The organism is Providencia sneebia DSM 19967 (assembly GCF_000314895.2).
In the GTDB taxonomy this organism is placed as follows: Bacteria; Pseudomonadota; Gammaproteobacteria; order Enterobacterales; family Enterobacteriaceae; genus Providencia; species Providencia sneebia.
Window position 1 is genome coordinate 3094074 of sequence record NZ_CM001773.1, and the last position, 20161, is coordinate 3114234.

At 42.2% G+C, this 20161-nt stretch carries 18 protein-coding genes; all 18 read right to left on the minus strand.

The window, feature by feature from the left end; genetic code table 11:
- Positions 1-87: 87 nt before the first annotated feature.
- Entirely contained in the window at positions 88-1248 is a 1161-nt protein-coding gene (gene ftsZ, locus OO7_RS13015) for a cell division protein FtsZ (protein WP_008916387.1), read from the minus strand.
- Positions 1249-1304: 56 nt separating this feature from the next.
- Positions 1305-2561, minus strand: coding sequence for a cell division protein FtsA (ftsA, locus tag OO7_RS13020; RefSeq protein ID WP_008916388.1), 1257 nt, complete (start codon positions 2559-2561; stop codon positions 1305-1307).
- 35 nt (positions 2562-2596) lie between these two features.
- On the minus strand, positions 2597-3409 hold the full coding sequence (gene ftsQ, locus OO7_RS13025) for a cell division protein FtsQ (protein WP_008916389.1): 813 nt from the start codon (positions 3407-3409) through the stop codon (positions 2597-2599).
- A gap of 1 nt (position 3410) precedes the next feature.
- A complete protein-coding gene (locus OO7_RS16870) occupies positions 3411-3563 on the minus strand; it encodes a hypothetical protein (protein WP_156823152.1) in 153 nt (50 codons plus the stop codon).
- 3 nt (positions 3564-3566) lie between these two features.
- The gene (murC, locus tag OO7_RS13030; RefSeq protein WP_008916390.1) at positions 3567-5030 is read right to left on the minus strand and encodes a UDP-N-acetylmuramate--L-alanine ligase; all 1464 of its coding nucleotides are present in this window, start codon (positions 5028-5030) and stop codon (positions 3567-3569) included.
- 54 nt (positions 5031-5084) lie between these two features.
- The gene (gene murG / locus OO7_RS13035; RefSeq protein WP_008916391.1) at positions 5085-6176 is read right to left on the minus strand and encodes an undecaprenyldiphospho-muramoylpentapeptide beta-N-acetylglucosaminyltransferase; all 1092 of its coding nucleotides are present in this window, start codon (positions 6174-6176) and stop codon (positions 5085-5087) included.
- A complete protein-coding gene (gene ftsW, locus OO7_RS13040; protein ID WP_008916392.1) occupies positions 6173-7366 on the minus strand; it encodes a cell division protein FtsW in 1194 nt (397 codons plus the stop codon). The genes murG and ftsW overlap by 4 nt, the downstream gene beginning before the upstream one ends.
- Positions 7366-8691, minus strand: a complete 1326-nt coding sequence (gene murD, locus OO7_RS13045; RefSeq protein ID WP_008916393.1) for a UDP-N-acetylmuramoyl-L-alanine--D-glutamate ligase — start codon at positions 8689-8691, stop codon at positions 7366-7368. The genes ftsW and murD overlap by 1 nt, the downstream gene beginning before the upstream one ends.
- Before the next feature lies 1 nt (position 8692).
- On the minus strand, positions 8693-9775 hold the full coding sequence (gene mraY / locus OO7_RS13050) for a phospho-N-acetylmuramoyl-pentapeptide-transferase (protein ID WP_008916394.1): 1083 nt from the start codon (positions 9773-9775) through the stop codon (positions 8693-8695).
- The gene (gene murF, locus OO7_RS13055; protein WP_008916395.1) at positions 9769-11142 is read right to left on the minus strand and encodes a UDP-N-acetylmuramoyl-tripeptide--D-alanyl-D-alanine ligase; all 1374 of its coding nucleotides are present in this window, start codon (positions 11140-11142) and stop codon (positions 9769-9771) included. The genes mraY and murF overlap by 7 nt, the downstream gene beginning before the upstream one ends.
- A complete protein-coding gene (gene murE, locus OO7_RS13060) occupies positions 11139-12626 on the minus strand; it encodes a UDP-N-acetylmuramoyl-L-alanyl-D-glutamate--2,6-diaminopimelate ligase (protein ID WP_008916396.1) in 1488 nt (495 codons plus the stop codon). Before murE ends, murF begins: the two co-directional genes overlap by 4 nt.
- The gene (gene ftsI / locus OO7_RS13065; RefSeq protein ID WP_008916397.1) at positions 12613-14379 is read right to left on the minus strand and encodes a peptidoglycan glycosyltransferase FtsI; all 1767 of its coding nucleotides are present in this window, start codon (positions 14377-14379) and stop codon (positions 12613-12615) included. The genes murE and ftsI overlap by 14 nt, the downstream gene beginning before the upstream one ends.
- 15 nt (positions 14380-14394) lie before the next feature.
- Positions 14395-14712, minus strand: a complete 318-nt coding sequence (gene ftsL / locus OO7_RS13070) for a cell division protein FtsL (protein WP_008916398.1) — start codon at positions 14710-14712, stop codon at positions 14395-14397.
- A 2-nt stretch (positions 14713-14714) separates the two neighbouring features.
- Positions 14715-15665, minus strand: a complete 951-nt coding sequence (gene rsmH / locus OO7_RS13075; RefSeq protein ID WP_008916399.1) for a 16S rRNA (cytosine(1402)-N(4))-methyltransferase RsmH — start codon at positions 15663-15665, stop codon at positions 14715-14717.
- Positions 15666-15667: 2 nt separating this feature from the next.
- The gene (gene mraZ, locus OO7_RS13080; protein ID WP_008916400.1) at positions 15668-16126 is read right to left on the minus strand and encodes a division/cell wall cluster transcriptional repressor MraZ; all 459 of its coding nucleotides are present in this window, start codon (positions 16124-16126) and stop codon (positions 15668-15670) included.
- Between the two features lie 716 nt (positions 16127-16842).
- Positions 16843-17853, minus strand: coding sequence for a catabolite repressor/activator (gene cra / locus OO7_RS13085; protein ID WP_008916401.1), 1011 nt, complete (start codon positions 17851-17853; stop codon positions 16843-16845).
- 85 nt (positions 17854-17938) lie between these two features.
- A complete protein-coding gene (gene ilvN / locus OO7_RS13090) occupies positions 17939-18430 on the minus strand; it encodes an acetolactate synthase small subunit (RefSeq protein WP_008916402.1) in 492 nt (163 codons plus the stop codon).
- 2 nt (positions 18431-18432) lie between these two features.
- Positions 18433-20160 carry an acetolactate synthase 3 large subunit gene (gene ilvI, locus OO7_RS13095; RefSeq protein ID WP_008916403.1) on the minus strand — a complete coding sequence of 576 codons (1728 nt, stop codon included), beginning with the start codon at positions 20158-20160 and terminating at the stop codon, positions 18433-18435.
- Between the last annotated feature and the right edge of the window lies 1 nt (position 20161).

The following is a 20161-nucleotide window of genomic DNA, read 5'->3' on the forward strand; positions in this document are numbered from 1 at the left end:
TTTTCTCGCAATGTTATCAGTCCTACCAATCATCTTAACAGATGGCTGGTAGGAAAGTTTAGCACAAAAAGCGGAGAAACCAATAAATTAGTCAGCTTGTTTACGCAAAAACGCAGGAATATCTAAATAATCAGGTTCCTTGTTTGTTTGCGTACCTTGGTCATTTACTGCTTTCGCTGCCGCTGGTTTTTCTTCTGTCAATGATGACATACTGTTTTGCATCTGCTGATAACGTTGTTCCATAGATGCTTGCTGTGACATTTTGTTATTGACTAAAGTAATTTCTGGACGTTTATCCATACCAATACCCGTCGCAACAACAGTTACACGTAGCTCGTCATTCATTTCTGGGTCAAGTGAAGTACCAATCACGACAGTTGCATTATCGGATGCAAATGCACGGATGGTATTACCCACTGTCTCAAATTCATCCAAACGCAAGTCGAAACCAGCTGTAATGTTGACAAGAACACCACGCGCACCAGAAAGATCGATATCTTCCAATAGTGGGCTAGAAATTGCCATTTCAGCAGCTTCCTCTGCACGGTCTTCGCCTTGAGCAACACCTGAGCCCATCATTGCGTAGCCCATTTCTGACATCACAGTACGCACGTCAGCAAAGTCCACGTTCATCAGACCTGGGCGAGTAATCAGTTCTGCAATACCTTGAACCGCGCCTTTAAGTACATCATTTGCTGCGCCAAAAGCGTCAAGTAATGAAATACCACGACCCAGAACTTTTAATAATTTATCGTTTGGAATGGTAATTAATGAGTCAACATGTTTAGAAAGCTCAGTAATTCCTGATTCCGCAAACGCCATGCGTTTCTTCCCTTCAAAATTGAAAGGTTTAGTCACCACAGCAACTGTTAATATACCCAGTTCTTTAGCAACTTCAGCAACAACTGGAGCTGCACCAGTACCTGTTCCACCACCCATACCAGCTGCAATAAAGACCATGTCTGCGCCTTCTAACGCATTACGCAATGCTTCACGATCTTCTTCAGCGGCATTTCGGCCAACTTCAGGGTTTGCACCAGCACCAAGGCCTTTAGTTATCCCTGTACCGATCTGGATAGTTTGTCCGACTGCGGTTTTCCGCAGTGCTTGTGCGTCAGTGTTGACAGCGAAGAATTCAACGCCCTCAATACGCTCACGCACCATGTGTTCAACAGCGTTTCCGCCGCCGCCACCAACACCGATGACTTTAATCACCGCATCGTTGGTTAGCTCCATTGGTTCAAACATAATGTCTCTCCGTTTTGTGCTGACTTCGAAGCTAATAATATGCTTCTGAATAAAAATTAAAATTCTTTTCTCAGCCAACCTGTGATTTTACTAAACCACCCTTTAACTGAAGCACGTTTTTCCGTTTCGGCATCGTCACCAATATGGCTTTCTTTACCGTAATGCAGAAGCCCAACCGCGGTTGAATAATATGGCTCCTGAGCATAATCCGTTAAACCTGTAATATTAAGTGGGGTTCCAATTCTCACTTGAGTATGGAAAACCTTCTGTGCACATTCGACTAAACCATCAATTTGTGCAGCTCCCCCAGTAAGTACAATTCCCGCGGCCAAATGGTGTTTGACACCCTGTTGGCGTAACTGTTCCTGCAAATTTAAAATTTCTTCATTTACAAGATTTAAGAGTTCTGTATAACGCGGCTCAATGACTTCAGCGAGAGTTTGGCGCTGCAAACTTCTTGGTGGGCGCCCGCCAACACTTGGCACTTCAACTGTTTCATCTTTACTCACAATCGAGCCAACAGCACAACCATGCCGAACTTTAATAGCTTCAGCATCACTAGGTGGAGTCCCAAATGCATAAGCGATATCACTTGTTACAACGTTTCCTGCATAAGGGATCACTTTAGTATGACGCAATGCGCCACCTGTGTAGACTGCCATGTCCATGGTGCCGCCACCAATATCGACGACACAAACACCAAGCTCACGCTCATCTTCTGTCAAAACAGAATAACTCGCAGCAAGGCCAGCGAATATCAGTTGATCAACCTTCAGTCCGCAGCGTTCAACAGCTTTGACTATATTTTTTGCCATATCATTATGACAAGTAATCAAATGCACTTTTGCCTGCATACGAACACCGGATAGACCGACAGGGTTCTTAATACCCTCTTGATAATCAATCGCAAATTCTTGTGGAATAACATGTAAAATTCGATGTTCATCACGAACGCGGACTGATTTAGCGGTATGAACAACGCTATCGACATCCTCTTGAGTAACCTCTTCTTCAGAAACTGGAACCATACCAATTTCATTTTGGCAGCTAACATGCTTACCAGACAAAGCAAGATATACTGAAGATATTTGGCAATCTGCCATCAATTCTGCCTGATCGATTGCTCTTTGCACACATTTAACAACAGACTCAAGGTCGTTGACACCACCTTTGTCCATTCCACGAGATGGACAGCTTCCCACCCCGATAATATTCACCATACCATCGGGCAGAATTTCGCCAACAAGGGCTGATACCTTGGAAGTTCCAATCTCAAGGCCTACAACTAATTTTCTGTCCGTCGTTTTAATCATTTGCTTCTGCCTAATCTAAGTTATTAGCAATATTACTATTGTAACCCAAGTGGCGCATCCACTAGAAGGGGAGCCCATCCCACCGCAGCGCCACTGGTATAGCGAAGGTCAACATAGTCAACACGTTTATCTGTGACTTGCTGCAAAAGCGGATAAAGTTCAAGAAAATTATTTAACCGCCCAAGTATATCTTTTTTACCAAGTTCAACGCGTATATCGTTATCTAATATCAGTTGCCAAGCATGCCGTGCTGTCATTGATACAGACTTTAGTTTTAAATTTTGTTCTGTAAGAATTTTTCTAAATAAAATATACTCTTTAAGCACTTCTTTCTGGCTTCCTTGAGGCCCATAAAGTAAAGGATAATCACCTTTACCATTCTCTTCTTCAGGAAGACGGAAAACTCGCCCTTCACTATCAACCATGCTTTGGTCGTTCCATCTCGCATAAGGCACATACTCCACGAGATGGATCTTTAATTCATCAGGCCACTGTTTGCGTACGGTGACTTGACGGATCCAAGGCATTGCACTTATCTGGTTTTGGATAGCATTAACATCAACTGTCATATAGGTTCCTGGTTGCCCAAGCGCTAATATGGCTTTGCGGACATCATCGTTTTTTGTGTAATGCCGTTCGCCTGTTAATACTAACTTGGACATCGGCAACCTATCGGCGTCCTTCATCCAATTCATGACTGTCCAACCACTCCAAATGATTGTACCAACAACCATGAGAAAAAAAATCAACCCACCAAGAAAAACACCATTGCTTGGGCCTGAATTTGGGTCATTGTCGTCATCATGATTATGTTTATGATGCCGAACATTTAATGCTGCCTGTGACATATCAGTTAGCCAATTCCCAAAAAGACTCGCACGACTGAGATAACTCATTGTTTATTTGATGGAAAACAGCCATTGCAGTAAGCAAAGATTGCGTTTCACACTGACTACCTGCTAATTTTTCATCAAATAATTCACACGTTGTCCCAGTCATCATTAATTAAACCTCAGCCATAGGCGGTTGTAATTTTGTTTCAGCAAGGTTACGCGCTATTTTACCGATATTTCCTGCACCTTGAACTAAAATTAAATCATTTGCATCAAGTGATTGAGCTAAAATCTGAGAAACTTGCTCCGGCTCCGCAATATAAATCGGATCTAATTGCCCGCGATTACGTATTGTCCGGCACAATGAGCGGCTATCCGCCCCCGGAACGGGTTTCTCGCCCGCAGGATAAACTTCTAACATTAGCAGCACATCGACTTGGTTAAGAACATGTGCAAAGTCATCATATAAATCGCGCGTACGTGAATAACGATGAGGCTGAAAAACCATCACAATACGTTTATCCGGCCATCCTGCTCTAGCTGCTTTAATGGTTGCATCAACTTCTGTTGGATGATGGCCATAATCATCAACCAACATAACTTCACCTTCTTTGCCATTAACATGGCGTAAAGAAAAGTTACCTAGAAAATCAAATCGACGCCCTGTTCCTTGAAATTCAATTAATGCAGATAAAATATGTTGGTCATCAATACCTTCTTCAGTTGCAACTGCAACGGCTGCTGTTGCATTCAAAGCATTGTGTCGACCCGGTGCATTCAGAACAACTGTCAATTCAGGCATATTCTCACGTGCAATCGTGAAAAAGCCTTGGTTACCTTTTTGTTCATATTTGATGATACGGACATCTGCATCTTCACTAAAACCATAAGTGGTTATATAGCGACTCACTCTTGGCAGTAAAGAGCGGATAACCGGATCATCAATACACATCACTGCACGACCATAAAATGGCAAATTATGTAAGAAATTAATAAAAGTATCTTTTAGTGATTCAAAGTTCCCATGGTAAGTATCCATGTGATCGGCTTCGATATTTGTCACAACAGCAACGAGCGGCTGTAGATGCAGGAATGATGCATCACTTTCATCTGCTTCAGCAATTAAATAGCGGCTACTTCCCAAACGCGCATGGGTACCTGCCGATTTTACTAGCCCACCATTCACAAATGTTGGATCTAAACCTGCTTGCCCATAAATACCGGAGATCATCGCCGTTGTCGTTGTTTTACCATGTGTTCCTGCCACGGCAATACCATGACGGTAACGCATTAATTCAGCTAACATTTCAGCCCGGCGGATCACTGGAATACGTAATTCATGTGCAGCTTGGATTTCTGGGTTATCACTTGAAATCGCAGTGGATACAACAACAACACTGGCATCTTCAACATTTTCAGGGCGATGATTAAAGTAGATTGTTGCACCAAGTTCAGTTAGTTGCTGTGTTACCGCGTTAGGTGCTAAATCAGAACCACTAATGATATAACCTTCATTTGCTAAAACTTCAGCAATTCCGCCCATACCAGCACCACCGATGCCGACAAAATGGATATGTCTGACTCGTCTCATTTCTGGCACTGATGTTCTTAATTTCGCCAATTGTTGTGTATTCACTATATTTCTTCACTTTTTATTAATGCTACATCTATGTAAATTGACCAACAGCTGTCACTTTTTAGCAACTTCACATAATACTGAAGCAACACGTTCTGTCGCATCAGTAATGGCGCAAGAACGCGCTTTTTTTGCCATTGATAATAATTCTTTTCGATCCCACTTATTGAGCAAATCAGCCACGCTATCTGCCGTAAACTGGGGTTGTTCAAGTATTTTGGCTGCTCCAGCTTTTTCTAATGGCAGCGCGTTCCAATATTGTTGGCGATCTTTATGTTGAAATGGCACAAAGATAGCAGGTAATCCTGCTGCGGCTATTTCACTCACAGTCAAGGCGCCTGAACGACAAACGACAACATCCGCCCATGCGTAAGCTTGCGCCATATCATCAATAAATTCAGTAACTTTAACTTCACTAATCGGAAATTCAGAATTAACTGACGTCTTTAATTTGTCATTATACAACGCTTCTGTAGAATTCTTACTGCCTTTTCCTGCCTGATGCCAGATATTTAACTGTTTGCTTACTTTTCCAACAACTTCAGGCATAACTTGGTTCAGAATACGGGCACCTTGGCTGCCACCAATAACCAAAACGCGAATTTCACCTTCTCGATTAGTTAATCTTTCTTCAGGCAAAGGAAGTGCTAATACATCACTGCGAACCGGATTACCAACAACAGGTGCATTTGGAAACGCACCGGGGAATGCTTGCAATACACGTTTAGCAATCTTGGATAACCATTTATTTGTTAATCCCGCAATTCCGTTTTGTTCATGTAACACCACAGGTACGCCTGATAACCATGCCGCAATACCACCCGGACCTGAAACATAGCCCCCCATGCCAAGTACAGCATCAGGTTTATATTGTTTGATAATCGATTTTGCCTGACGAATTGCCTTGTATATTCTCCAAGGCGCGCCAATTAATGCTTTAACGCCTTTGCCTCTGAGCCCTGATATTTGGATAAATTCAATCTCAATACCATGTTGCGGCACTAAAGTTGCTTCCATACGATCTGCGGTGCCTAACCAGCGAATTTCCCAGCCTTGAGCCTGCAAATAATGAGCCACAGCTAATCCCGGGAATACATGTCCCCCTGTTCCACCTGCCATGACCAGTAATTTTTTTGCTTGACTCATTTAGCACTCCTAACAAACGCTTGGGCTTTTTCTAAGCGTGTTTCAAAATCGATACGCAATAACACTGCAATTGCAGCAGACATCACAAGTAAACTTGAACCACCATAACTAATTAATGGCAAGGTTAATCCCTTAGTCGGTAACATTCCAGCAGCTGCACCCACGTTAACTAACGCTTGGAAGGTAAACCAAATTCCTATCGCACAACCGAGATACCCTGCAAAATATTGTTTTGCTAATAAAGCGCGACGACCAATCATCATGGCTCTAAATGCTAAGATGAAAACCATCAGTAAAACCAGTACTACCCCAAAATAGCCTAGCTCTTCAGCTAAAATGGAAAATATGAAGTCGGTATGAGCTTCAGGTAAATATTCCAGTTTTTGAACCGAATTGCCTAAACCTTGCCCCCATAATTCACCGCGCCCAAAAGCCATTAATGATTGAGTCAATTGATAACCACTACCAAACGGATCTTCCCATGGGTTTAAAAATGATGTCACACGACGTAAACGGTATGGTTCAAATAAAATCAGCGCAATGACACCCACAACACAAGCTGCTATCCCAATAATAAAAGGGGCAAGTCTCGCACCCGCTAAAAAGAGTAGCCCCAATGTTGTTACTACCAATACAACAACTGTACCAAGGTCAGGCTGTAGCAGAAGTAAAAACGACATTGCAATCAAAATACACATAGGCTTCACAAAACCAAAAAATCGTGTACGGACTTCGTCTGATTTTCTAACTAAATAGCTTGATACATAACAGAACAACGCAAATTTAGAAATTTCAGCGGGCTGGATCTTTACAAGGCCAATATCAATCCAGCGTGATGCACCATTAACTGAGCTTCCTGCAACTAACACGACAACAAGCATGAACAGAGAAATCATTAACAAAATAAAGCTATATTTTTCCCAGGCAGCCATTGGAATGCGCATGACAACTAAAGAAAGAATAAAAGCAATTGCCATGTAGACTAAGTCGCGCTTTGCGAAATAGAATGGATCTTCTGTCAGTCTCTGCCCTACCGGCATTGAAGCAGAAGTCACCATAATAAAACCAATTGTTGCAAGTCCAAATGCTAGCCATACCAATGTACGGTCATAAAGTGTTGAGCCAGAAATGACCCCACCTTTTTCACCAATAACCCAATTTTTGAGTCTTACCGCACCAGGTATCATCATCAACCAAGCTCCTTCGCTAACTGGGCAAAAATCGCGCCACGCTGTTCAAAGTTTTTAAATTGGTCAATACTTGCACAAGCAGGAGACAGCAATACCATATCGCCTTCTTTAATTAGAGGTGCAAGATATCGGATACCCTGTTCCATAGTTTCAGTTAAATGCGCTTTTTCTGGCTCTAACTGAGCAATTTGAGCACCATCTTTCCCGAAACAATATAACCTTACATTCTTCTTCGCGAGATACGGCTTTAATGATGAAAAGTCTGCCGATTTCCCATCACCACCCAATAATAAGTGCAATACGCCATCGACTTTCAAACCATTCAATGCCGCTTCAGTACTGCCCACATTGGTTGCTTTAGAATCATTTATCCAGCGAACACCGTTGTTAAACAGCACCAGTTGAAAACGGTGTTCTAATCCGGTGTAATGTTTTAAAACATCTAAACTTGCGCTGCGATCAACGCCCGCAATATCCGCAAGCGCTAATGCAGCAAGCGCATTGGTATAATTGTGTTGCCCTGTAAGATGTATTGAATCTACATCCAAAAGTACTTCGCCTTTTGCTACCAAGACACGTTTTTGGGTATCAAAATAGTAATCACCACTATTCACACCAAAACTGATATAAGGCACTTTCATTTTATGGCGCGGTAGAGTCAAAGGATCTTGAGCATTAACCACACAATTCTGTGCATTGTCATAAATGTGCAATTTAGCTTCACGATATTGTTCTAACCCTGATGGATAGCGATCCATATGGTCTTCTGTGACATTTAATACAGTAGCCGCAAGTGCTTGAAGGCTCGTTGTCGTTTCAAGTTGGAAGCTTGATAGTTCTAAAACATAAAGTTGATGGCCTTGATTGAGAAGCGATAAGGCGGGAATACCAATATTCCCGCCAACACCTACTGAAATACCGGATGGTTTTGCCATCTCACCCACTAAGGTGGTTACAGTGCTTTTACCATTTGACCCCGTGATGGCAATAATAGGTGCATCCACTTCACGGCAAAATAGTTCGATATCGCCAACAATTTCAACACCATTCATTGATGCTTGTTGTAATTCGGGCGTTGCTAATGCAATACCCGGGCTAGCGACAATTAAATCGCACTCTTGTAACCATTGGTTATTCAAGCTGCCGCAATGACATTCAACATTTTCAGGTAACTGCTCTAGACCAGGCGGCTTAGTGCGGGTATCTATGACTCTTGGAACAACACCCTGCTCTAAGAAAAAATGCACACAGGAGAGGCCAGTTAGACCCAGTCCAATAATCACCACACTTCTATCTTGATACGATTTACACTGAAAATGTGCCATCTTAACGTACCTTCAATGTTGCTAAGCCAATCAGCACTAGCATTAAAGAGATAATCCAAAAACGAACTATAACGCGTGGTTCTGGCCAACCTTTTAATTCATAATGATGGTGAATTGGTGCCATACGGAATATACGTTGTCCACGCAGTTTGAAAGAACCCACTTGTAAAATGACAGAGAGTGTTTCGACAACAAACACACCGCCCATAATCACTAAGAGAAACTCTTGGCGTAATAACACAGCGATTGTTCCCAATGCGCCGCCCAATGCAAGTGACCCAACATCGCCCATAAAGACTTGCGCAGGGTATGTGTTAAACCATAAGAAACCTAAACCAGCACCCACAATTGCGGTACAAACAATCACTAGCTCACCAGCATGTGGTAAAAATGGAATATGCAAATAGCTGGCAAAATTCACGTTTCCTGTTGCCCATGCAACTAATGCAAATCCAGCGGCAACAAATACGGTCGGCATGATAGCTAGCCCATCTAAGCCATCAGTTAAATTCACGGCATTACTTGTGCCGACAATGACAAAGTAGGAAAACAGAATGTACAAAACACCCAATTGCGGCATCACATCTTTAAAAAATGGCACCACTAGCTGGGTTGCTGGTGTATCCTTGCCAACTGCATACATAGTAAAAGCCACAGCCAATGCAATAACGGATTGCCAAAAATACTTCCAGCGAGCAATCAAACCGCGGGTATCTTTTCTGACCACTTTGCGGTAATCATCAACAAAACCGACAATGCCATAGCCAATCAAAACAAAGAGTGTGCACCAGACATAAGGGTTATCTAAACGCGCCCACAATAAAACAGAAATGCTAATTGAGAATAAAATTAGCAAGCCACCCATTGTTGGCGTACCGCGTTTACTAAAATGAGATTCAGGGCCTTCACTACGAACCACCTGACCAATCTGCATTTTTTGTAGGTAAGCAATTAAATGCGGTCCCATCCACAACGCAATAGTAAGTGCTGTCAGCAAACCGACAATGGCTCTGAACGTCAAATATGAAAAGACGTTAAAGACAGAAAAATGATGCACCAATATTTCGGCAAGCCAAACTAACATTCGAAGCACTCCTTTAATGCATTCACAACATCTTCCATCGCGGAGCTGCGTGAACCTTTAACTAGAATAGAAATAACCTCATTCTGCTGAACAAGCGGAATTAGTTGAGTTAATAAATCTTTTTTGAATGAGAAGTGCTCACCGCATTCACTTGATAAACTGATAGCTTCGCTTAATACGCCAACAGTTAGCACTTTGTCTAATCCTGCTTTTTTTGCCGCTAATCCCACTCGTTGATGGCACTCTTGGGCATAATCGCCCAGCTCGCCCATATCACCAGCAACTAAAACGCGATAACCCGGCATATTTGCTAACACATTGATTGCCGCAATCATTGAGCCATCATTCGCATTATATGTATCATCTAATACCACTTTATTTGGGCTTAATTGCACTGGGAATAAACGACCCGGAACAGCTTTAGTCTCAGCTAAACCATGACGAATATCTTCAAGTGTTGCCCCAACAGAAATCGCTAGCGCACTCGCGGCTAATACGTTGGCAATATTGTGAATACCAGGAAGTGGTAAGATAATATCAACACAACCAAGTGGTGTGTGTAATGTGAAATTTGTTGAAAGTTGTTTAACTTCAATATTCGATGGATAAAAGTCCGCTTTTTCTTGCGGTAGTAAAGAGTAATACCACACAGTTTGGCGTGGTTCGAACTGCCATTGGTCTGAGTAGCTATCAAGGTTAACAATTGCTGTACCTTCTTCACTCAAACCTTGATAAATTTCACCTTTTGCGCGAGCAACACCATCCGGTGAACCAAAACCCGCTAAATGCGCCGCAAATAAATTGTTCACTAATGCCGTTTGCGGTTTAACAATATCAGTTGTGTATGCTATTTCGTTGGGATGATTAGCACCCATTTCAATCACAGCATAATCATGTTCACGCGTTAATCTAAATAATGTTAATGGCACACCAATATCATTGTTTAAATTGCCAGCGGTATACAGCGTCTTTCCACGCTTTGATAGAATAGATGCAGTCATCTCTTTGACGGATGTTTTACCCGAAGAGCCTGTCAAACCAACAACTTTAGCGCGACTTTGCTGGCGAACCCAAGCGGCGAGTTTCCCCATCGCTAAACGCGTATCACTTGTTATGACTTGTGGGCAATCAACAGAAACTTCACGCTCAACTAATAATGCCACTGCACCATGTTCAACTGCCGCAGAAACAAAATCATGTGCATCAAAACGCTCACCTTTTAGGGCGATAAATAAGCAACGATCATCGATATGGCGGCTATCTATGCTCACCTGTTCCAAAGCCAGCGTAGCAGCATCAATATTATCTGCACAAACGATGCGCCCATTGCTGATTTCAGCAAGCTCTTTCAATGTTAAAGGGATCATGCTATTACCCCCAAAAGCCGCGCAACGGTTAATCTATCTGAATAATCTAAACGGAGATGACCAATAATTTGATAATCTTCATGGCCTTTACCCGCAATCACAATGACATCATCTGGATCAGCTTGCATGATTGCACTCGTCACAGCTTCTGCACGCCCCGGAATCGCTTGAACACGGCTAGAATCTAAAATACCCGCCATAATATCTTGAATAATATCCATTGGCTCTTCACTACGCGGATTATCATCAGTAATGATAACTTTATCCGCATACTCTTCGGCAGCCGCCCCCATTAAAGGTCGTTTACCTTTGTCGCGATCTCCGCCACAACCAAAGACACACCATAATTGCCCCTGACAATGTAAACGAGCAGCTGCTAATGCTTTTTCTAGTGCGTCAGGTGTATGAGCATAATCAACCACAACAGTTGGCTTATCAGGTGCGCTAAACACTTCCATTCGCCCGCAAACTGGAGTTAGTGATTTAGAAGCTGTAATTAAGTGTTCTAATGGATAATCCATCATCAAAAGTGATGCCATAGCAAGAAGCAAATTACTGACATTGAAAGCCCCCATTAATGGGCTTTCTAAACAACTATTCCCCCAAGTTGATGAGAAATGGATGGTCGCGCCACTATCGTGATACTCAATTTTATCGGCTTGTAGCCATGAACCTTGCCAATTTTCTGGGATACGTTGTTCCATTGAAACAGCGCAAGCTTGAGGTAATTGATGTAGCCATTTCAAACCAACATCGTCATCAGCATTAATCACTTGTGCTTTTGTTTGGTGAGTTGAAAAAAGTCGCCATTTAGCCGCTTCATAATTTTCCATATCACCATGATAATCAAGGTGATCACGGCTTAAATTGGTAAATACCGCCACATCAAAGGGCAACGCTGCAACGCGGCCTTGAACTAAACCATGTGAAGACACTTCCATCGCCGTTAATGTCGCACCATGTTCTAGCAATTGCGTTAATTCAACTTGAATATCAACGGCAGATCCTGTGGTATTCTCACTAGGGACAACTTGACCTAATAACCCATTACCAACAGTGCCCATGACCGCACTCGTTTCGCCTAATCCTTTTGCCCATTGCGCAATGAGCTGTGTTGTTGTCGTTTTGCCATTAGTGCCTGTCACGCCAACTAATTTCATTCTCGCCGCGGGATGGTGATAAAACTCACCTGCAAGTTCAGAAAGGCGGTTATTTAAATCATTCAGGTAGATAACGGGAACACCATGAATATGACGAACTTCCCCTTCCTCTGCGGCTCCGCTCGCTTCAGCAATGACCGCAGCAACACCTTGAGCTATTGCTTGAGAAATAAACTGTCGTCCATCAGACTGATGACCTTTAATTGCGATAAACAGATCACCCGATGCCGCTTTACGACTATCAAGTGTCATTTCGCGTAATGAGACATTTGCTGTGCTAACGCCAAATGGCGAAAGGAGATCACAAAGATTACGATCTACCACTTTTAACCTCTTTCTTATTGGTCACGATGCTATTGTTATCATTTTGCTGTAATGCATCTGGTTCTATATTCATCATGCGCAAGACCCCGCCCATAATGGCACCAAATACGGGTGCAGATACCGCACCACCATAATATTTCCCTGCATTTGGCTCATTGATGAGGACAACAAGGGCATAACGCGGATTACTTGCTGGTGCAACACCTGCTGTGTAGGCAATATATTTTTCTATATATCGCCCTTCTGGGCCGACTTTTTTCGCAGTACCCGTTTTAATCGCAATACGATACCCTTTTATGGCAGCGCGTGTTCCCCCACCCCCCGGTAACGCAACACTTTCCATCATGTGAACAACTTTGCGCATAACTTGCTCAGGGAACACTCGCGTTCCCGGCACTGGCGGATCCACTTTAGTGATTGATAGCGGGCGATAAATGCCAAAGCTACCAATTGTTGCATAAGCACGGGCTAGTTGTAGCGGTGTGACCATTTGCCCATACCCGAAAGAAAAGGTGGCCCTATCTAAATCAGACCACCGTGTTTTTTTACTTGGAAATATGCCACTACTTTCCCCGACTAACCCCAGATTAGTCGGCTTGCCAAACCCAAAGTTGCTATAAACATCCACTAACTCTGTAGCTGGCATCGCTAACGCTAGTTTTGAAACACCAACGTTACTCGACTTCTGCAAAATACCCGTTATTGATAACTCAGCATATCGGGCCACATCTTTGATCTCATGACCGTTTATCCGGTATGGATAGGTATTCAATACAGTATTTTCTTTCACTATCTTATTGTGTAGCGCACTCATTACCACCAGCGGTTTCACAGTAGAACCTGGCTCGAAAATATCGGTGATTGCACGGTTACGCATCGCATCCATTGGCGTACCAGCCAAATTATTCGGGTTATAGGATGGGCTGTTTGCCATCGCTAAAATTTCCCCTGTTTGTACATCAACAAGAATAGCAATACCCGATTCAGCTTTGTTTTCGATAACACCTTTGGTTAACTCGCGATAAACAATAGACTGAATGCGTTCGTCAATACTCAGCACTAAGTTATGCGCGGCTTGACTATCTACTGACGAAACAGTTTCAATTACGCGCCCATTGCGATCTTTCCTAACCGTTCTTTCGCCTGGAGAGCCTTTTAGCCAACGATCAAAACTTTTCTCAACGCCTTCAATACCATCACCATCAACATTAGTTACACCAATTAGATGAGCTGTAACAGGCCCTGAAGGGTAATAACGGCGTGATTCTTTGCGTAGATAAATGCCCGGCACTTTCAGTTTTGTAATATATTCACCAATTGACGGGTTAACCTGACGCGCCAAGTACACAAAACGCCCTTTGGGATTTGCTGATATTTTCGTCTTAATTTGATCTAAGGGAATATCAAGTGCATCAGCTAATGCTTTCCAATGCTCATCATTACTGATACCACCTTTTTCAAATACCACTTTAGGATCAGCCCAAATCGCATTAACAGGCACACTCACCGCTAACTGGCGACCTTCTCTATCACTTATCATGCCGCGCGCAGTATCAATTTCCTGCACACGCAAGGAGCGCATATCCCCTTCTTTGACTAATTTTTCTGGCGCGATGATTTGCAAATAAGCAACCCGCACCAGCAGTCCCGTTAAAGCTAATAAGATACAGCCGCACAGCAAAGCAAAACGCCAGCTTACAAAGCTGGTATTTTCTTCACGATTCCTGTTTTTAGCTGTTTTAGGTGCTTTCATTTAAAACCTTATTTACTACTTAGAGACAATAATATTTTCTTGGGATGGTTCAACATGAACCATCTGTAGTTTCTCTACCGATAAGCGCTCTACTCGGCTATGGTTTGCTAGTGCATTCTCTTCAAGGATCAAATTACGCCATTCAATGTCCAGCGCGTCCTTTTCTTCATATAATTTATCTTTTTCTGCGGTTAACAAGCGCGTTTCATGCGCCGTTGTCACGACAAATAAAGCGCTAATTATGATCGCAGCAAGTAAAATTAATGGAATAATTCCATAACGAAATAAATCTCGCCCAATCACTTTCCCTAAGCTATGCCTTTCAGGGATCATATTCACACAATCCTTTCAGCAAAACGTAATACCGAGCTACGTGCTCGTGGGTTTTCATCCACTTCAGCTTCAGACGGTTTCATCTTGCCCGCCTCGCGCAACTTAGCCGCGCCCAATTCTCGAATTTGGGCTTCTGTTAAAGGGATCCCAGCAGGAACACTTGGCCCTTTGCTATTTTGGCGTATAAACCGTTTTACTAATCTATCTTCCAATGAATGGAAACTAATCACTGATAAACGACCTTCTGGTGCCAAGACAGTTACAGCACCATTCAACGCTTTTTCTATCTCTTCTAATTCACTGTTAATGTAGATACGTATCGCTTGAAAGCTTCGCGTTGCAGGGTGTTTATGTCTTTCTTTTAATGGACTCACTTGAGCAATTAGCTCTGCAAGCTGGCGTGTGCGTGTTAAAGGCTCCTGTTCTGGATTATTATTACGCTCCACAATTGCCCGTGCAATTCGCTTAGCAAAACGCTCTTCGCCAAATGTTTTGAGTACCCAAGCAATATCATCAGCTTCAGCTTTCATCAGCCATTCTTGCGCTGATTGTCCCCTGGTTGGGTCCATGCGCATATCCAGTGGCCCATCTCGCATAAAGGAAAAACCGCGCTCTGGATCATCTAATTGCGGTGATGAAACACCTAAATCCAGCAATACCCCATCAATTTTTCCAACTAAGCCTTCTTCTTCAACATATTCAGCAATAGCAGAGAACGGACCATGTTTAATCATAAATCTCGGGTCAGTAATCTCTTTTGCAACCTTAATCGCCTCTGGGTCACGGTCAATCGCAATCAGCCGTCCATCTTCATTTAACTGGCTCAAAATTAGCCTTGAGTGACCGCCTCGACCAAATGTGCCATCGATATAGATACCATTTGGCTTAATATTCAGGCCATTAACTGCTTCATCAAGCAGTACTGTTACATGTTTAAATTGCTGCTGAGTCATGTTTATAGTGACAAATCCTGTAAACGGGCTGACAGAGGTTCTTGTATTTGGCGCTCAGCAGTAATATCTTCTGCAACTTGCTGATACCAAGTCTGTTCATCCCAAAGTTCAAATTTATTTATTTGACCTACCAGCATGACTTCTTTTGTTAGCCCTGCGTGTTGACGCAACGTGTTAGCTAGCAAAAGACGTCCTGCATTATCCATCTGACATTCGCTGGCATGTCCTAATAAGAGACGTTGTACGCGCCTTTCTGCTGGATTCATGGTTGATAGGCGCGAAAGCTTCTCTTCTATGATTTCCCACTCGGGCAAGGTATATAGCAACAGGCATGGTTGGTGGAGGTCGATGGTACACACCATCTGCCCCTTGGATTCCTCGCTCAGCATTCCCCGATATCGAGTAGGCACGGTAAGTCGCCCTTTGCTGTCGAGATTTACCAGCGTAGCCCCACGAAACATACCCAGTAAACCCTCTATACTTTCGATTAACCCACTTTACCCCACAATTCTCCACTTATAAAGTTTACGAATGGTAGGAAAACGTTGTCAAGCCAGACACACGTTGCTTTTGTTTTATTTACAGAACTGTTCAAAAAAGAGAAGAGTCACTAAAGTCAGAATTGGAAATAAAATAAAGAATAACGAGTTGATATAGCTCATTTATTTTTATTACAATAGGAAATATATTGTTCGCATCACATTTATGACCAAAAAAACAATCAATCGATAACATATCTAATATATGCTCCCTTTTTCATCAATTCATAGATAACAGATCCTTTACTTTTAAAACGGCCATGAATATTAAGTAACTACAACTATTATCGATAACGTGAATAAATTAAATTTAAATCATTATATTTCAATACATTAAAATACTGTTTTAATAGACAGTATTTCTAAAATAATCTAAATTACGACTCTTTATTTATTATTTGAGTATTATTTCTAAATTGAATTTTTATTTAATTATTTTATTGAAAATAAATTAATTTTAATTTATTAAGATTATTCTTAAAATTTGAAATTTACCTAATTTTTACAGTGAAAAAAAGTTTTTTCATCAAAAAGCATAATCAATCATCAATATGAATAATCTTTACCAATAAAAAAACCGGACTTTTCATCCGGTATTATTCATTAAATACTTCGCCTAAAATAAATTTATTAATAAATTATTCTTTTCTACCAAGACTGCCTCGACGACAGAGATCACGACGAATTCGCGTAATACCGGCGTCAGGTTTCTGTTTTTCATCTAGGCTTGCTAATACCAATTCAAGGATGCGCTCTGCAATATCCCTGTGGCGCTGAGCGAGAGATAAAACAGGACAGCCGAGAAAATCAAGTAATTCACTATCGCCAAAAGTAGCAATAACCATATGCTCAGGAAGCCTGCCATTACGTTTCAGCGCGACATCCAGCACACCTTGTAGCAAGGAAAATGATGTCGTAAACAGCGCATCAGGCATTGGATTGCCTTTATCTAACCATTGCGCAAAAACCTCAGCAGCAGATGACCTTTCGTAACTATTGGCATAAAGATAATTAACTTCACGCTCATCACCTTTCCAGCCCTCACGGAAGCCTTGCTCACGCAAATAACTGACGGAGAGTTCAGGTAATGCGCCTAGATACAAAATTGATTCTGCTGAAAACTTCCGCAATTCTGCTGAAATCATCAAAGCATCTTCTTGGTCATCACCAACGACGCTAATAAAATGCTCTTTTTCTAAAGCCCTATCTAACGCAATGATAGGCAAAGAGCGATTAGCCCAACGCTGATAAAAAGGGTGCTCAGGAGGTAAAGCAGTAGAAACAATAATCGCATCCACTTGGCGCTGTAAAAGATGTTCTACACAACGGATCTCATTATCAGGCTGATCTTCAGAACATGCTATCAATAACTGATAACCACGCTGGCGTGCTTGACGCTCTAAATAATTCGCAATACGAGTGTAGCTGGTATTTTCCAGATCAGGGATCACAAGCCCTATCGAACGCGTTCTTCCAGCTCGTAGCCCCGCTGCTACTGCATTTGGATGGTAATTGTGCTCTCTGACGACTGCCATCACTTTTTCTACAGTTTTATCGCTGACTCGATACTGCTTGGCTTTGCCGTTGATCACATAACTAGCCGTTGTACGGGATACACCCGCTAGACGGGCTATTTCATCCAGTTTCACGTTAACCTCTTTTACCATTTCGGAAACAAGCCCCGAACATTCGGGGCTTAACTTTATTGTATTCTACCTTTGGATGATAAATTTTTCACCGCATAATTTTATCGCCACGTGAAACACCGACAATCCCTGAACGTGCAATTTCAACAATTTCAGCAACACCACGAACAGATTCAATAAAAGCATCGAGTTTATCGCTTGTTCCCGCAAGCTGAACGGTATAAAGCGTTGGTGTTACATCAACGATTTGTCCACGGAAAATATCAGCGCAACGTTTGACTTCATCACGACCGTATCCTGTCGCTTGTAATTTAACCAACATAATTTCACGCTCAACATGTGCTGATGCGGTTAATTCACTCACTCTTAGCACATCAACTAACTTATGGAGCTGTTTTTCAATTTGCTCTAGAACTCTAGCATCACCTTTAGTTTGAATTGTCATTCTCGACAATGTTGGATCGTCAGTCGGTGCAACTGTTAAGCTTTCAATGTTATAACCTCGTTGAGAAAACAGCCCAATCACACGAGATAATGCACCAGATTCATTTTCAAGTAAGATGGATAAAATACGACGCATTATCAGGTCCTCTCTGTTTTGCTCAACCACATTTCATCCATTGCACCACCGCGGATTTGCATTGGGTAAACATGTTCAGTTTCATCAACATTAACATCCACAAAAACTAAGCGCTGATTCTCATTCAACTCCGTCAATGCCAGCTTCAATTTCTCTTCCAGCTCATCAGGCGAGCTAATTGAGATCCCAACATGCCCATAAGCTTGCGCAAGTTTGACGAAATTAGGCAGAGATTGCATATAAGATTGTGAATGGCGGCCTTGATAAATCATATCTTGCCATTGCTTAACCATGCCTAAAAATCCGTTGTTCAGATTCAATACTAAAACAGGTAAGCCATATTGCAATGCTGTTGATAGCTCTTGAATATTCATTTGAATACTGCCATCACCCGTCACACAGATTACTGTAGATTCTGGATGCGCTAATTTCACGCCTAAGGCTGCGGGTAAACCAAAGCCCATCGTGCCCAAACCTCCTGAATTAATCCAATGACGCGGCTTATCAAAGGGGTAATATAATGCGGCAAACATTTGATGTTGCCCCACATCAGAAGTGACATAAGCCTCACCTTTAGTCAGCTGATAAATCATCTCAATCGCTTGCTGAGGTTTCACTTTTTGGCTATTTTTTTGGTAGGTTAAGCATTTTTTATCTCGCCAAACATCAATCTCCTCCCACCATGTTTTTATGGCTTGAGAATTTTGTTTAGTCGAGGTTTGATCAAGTTGGTTCAGCATTTGCTGAAGTGTTAGCTTTGCATCACCAACAATAGGAATATCTGCGTTAACAGTTTTCGAGATAGACGTTGGGTCAACATCTATTTGGATAACTGTAGCTTCAGGGCAGTATTTTTCCAGATTATTCGTTGTCCTATCATCAAATCGGACACCTACTGCAAAAATAACATCAGAGTGATGCATGACTTTATTCGCTTCATAAGTTCCATGCATACCCAACATACCAACAGAAAGATGATGCGTTTCAGGGAAAGCCCCTAACCCCATCAATGTTGAGACAACGGGAAGTTGCAGTTTTTCAGCTAATGCAATGATTTCTTCAGAACACTCTGCATTTATTGCTCCACCACCAACATAGAAAACAGGCTTTTGGGCAGCAATCAACTTAGATAATGCTTTTTTGATCTGGCCTTTATGTCCTTGAATTGTTGGATTATAAGAACGTAAAGAGACCGTTTCAGGATAATGATACGGATATTTGTTAGCAATATTAACGGTATCTTTTGGTAAATCAATCACAACGGGACCAGGACGGCCACTTGACGCGATATAGAATGCTTTTTTAATGATTTCGGGGATATCTTGCGCATGCTTGACTAAAAAACTGTGTTTCACTACTGGGCGAGAGATCCCCACCATATCACATTCTTGGAAAGCATCGTTACCAATCAAAGAGCTTGCCACTTGTCCCGATAAAATCACTAACGGAACTGAATCCATATATGCCGTAGCAATACCAGTAACAGCATTGGTTGCACCAGGGCCTGAAGTCACAAGCACAACGCCAACATCTCCCGTTGAACGCGCGTAGCCATCGGCCATATGAACAGCCGCTTGTTCATGACGAACCAAAATATGATCAACTCCGCCGACTGTATGCAAAGCATCATAAATATCTAAAACAGCACCGCCTGGATAACCAAACACATGCTTTACACCTTGGTCAATCAATGACTTGACGACCATTTCCGCTCCCGACAACATCTCCATG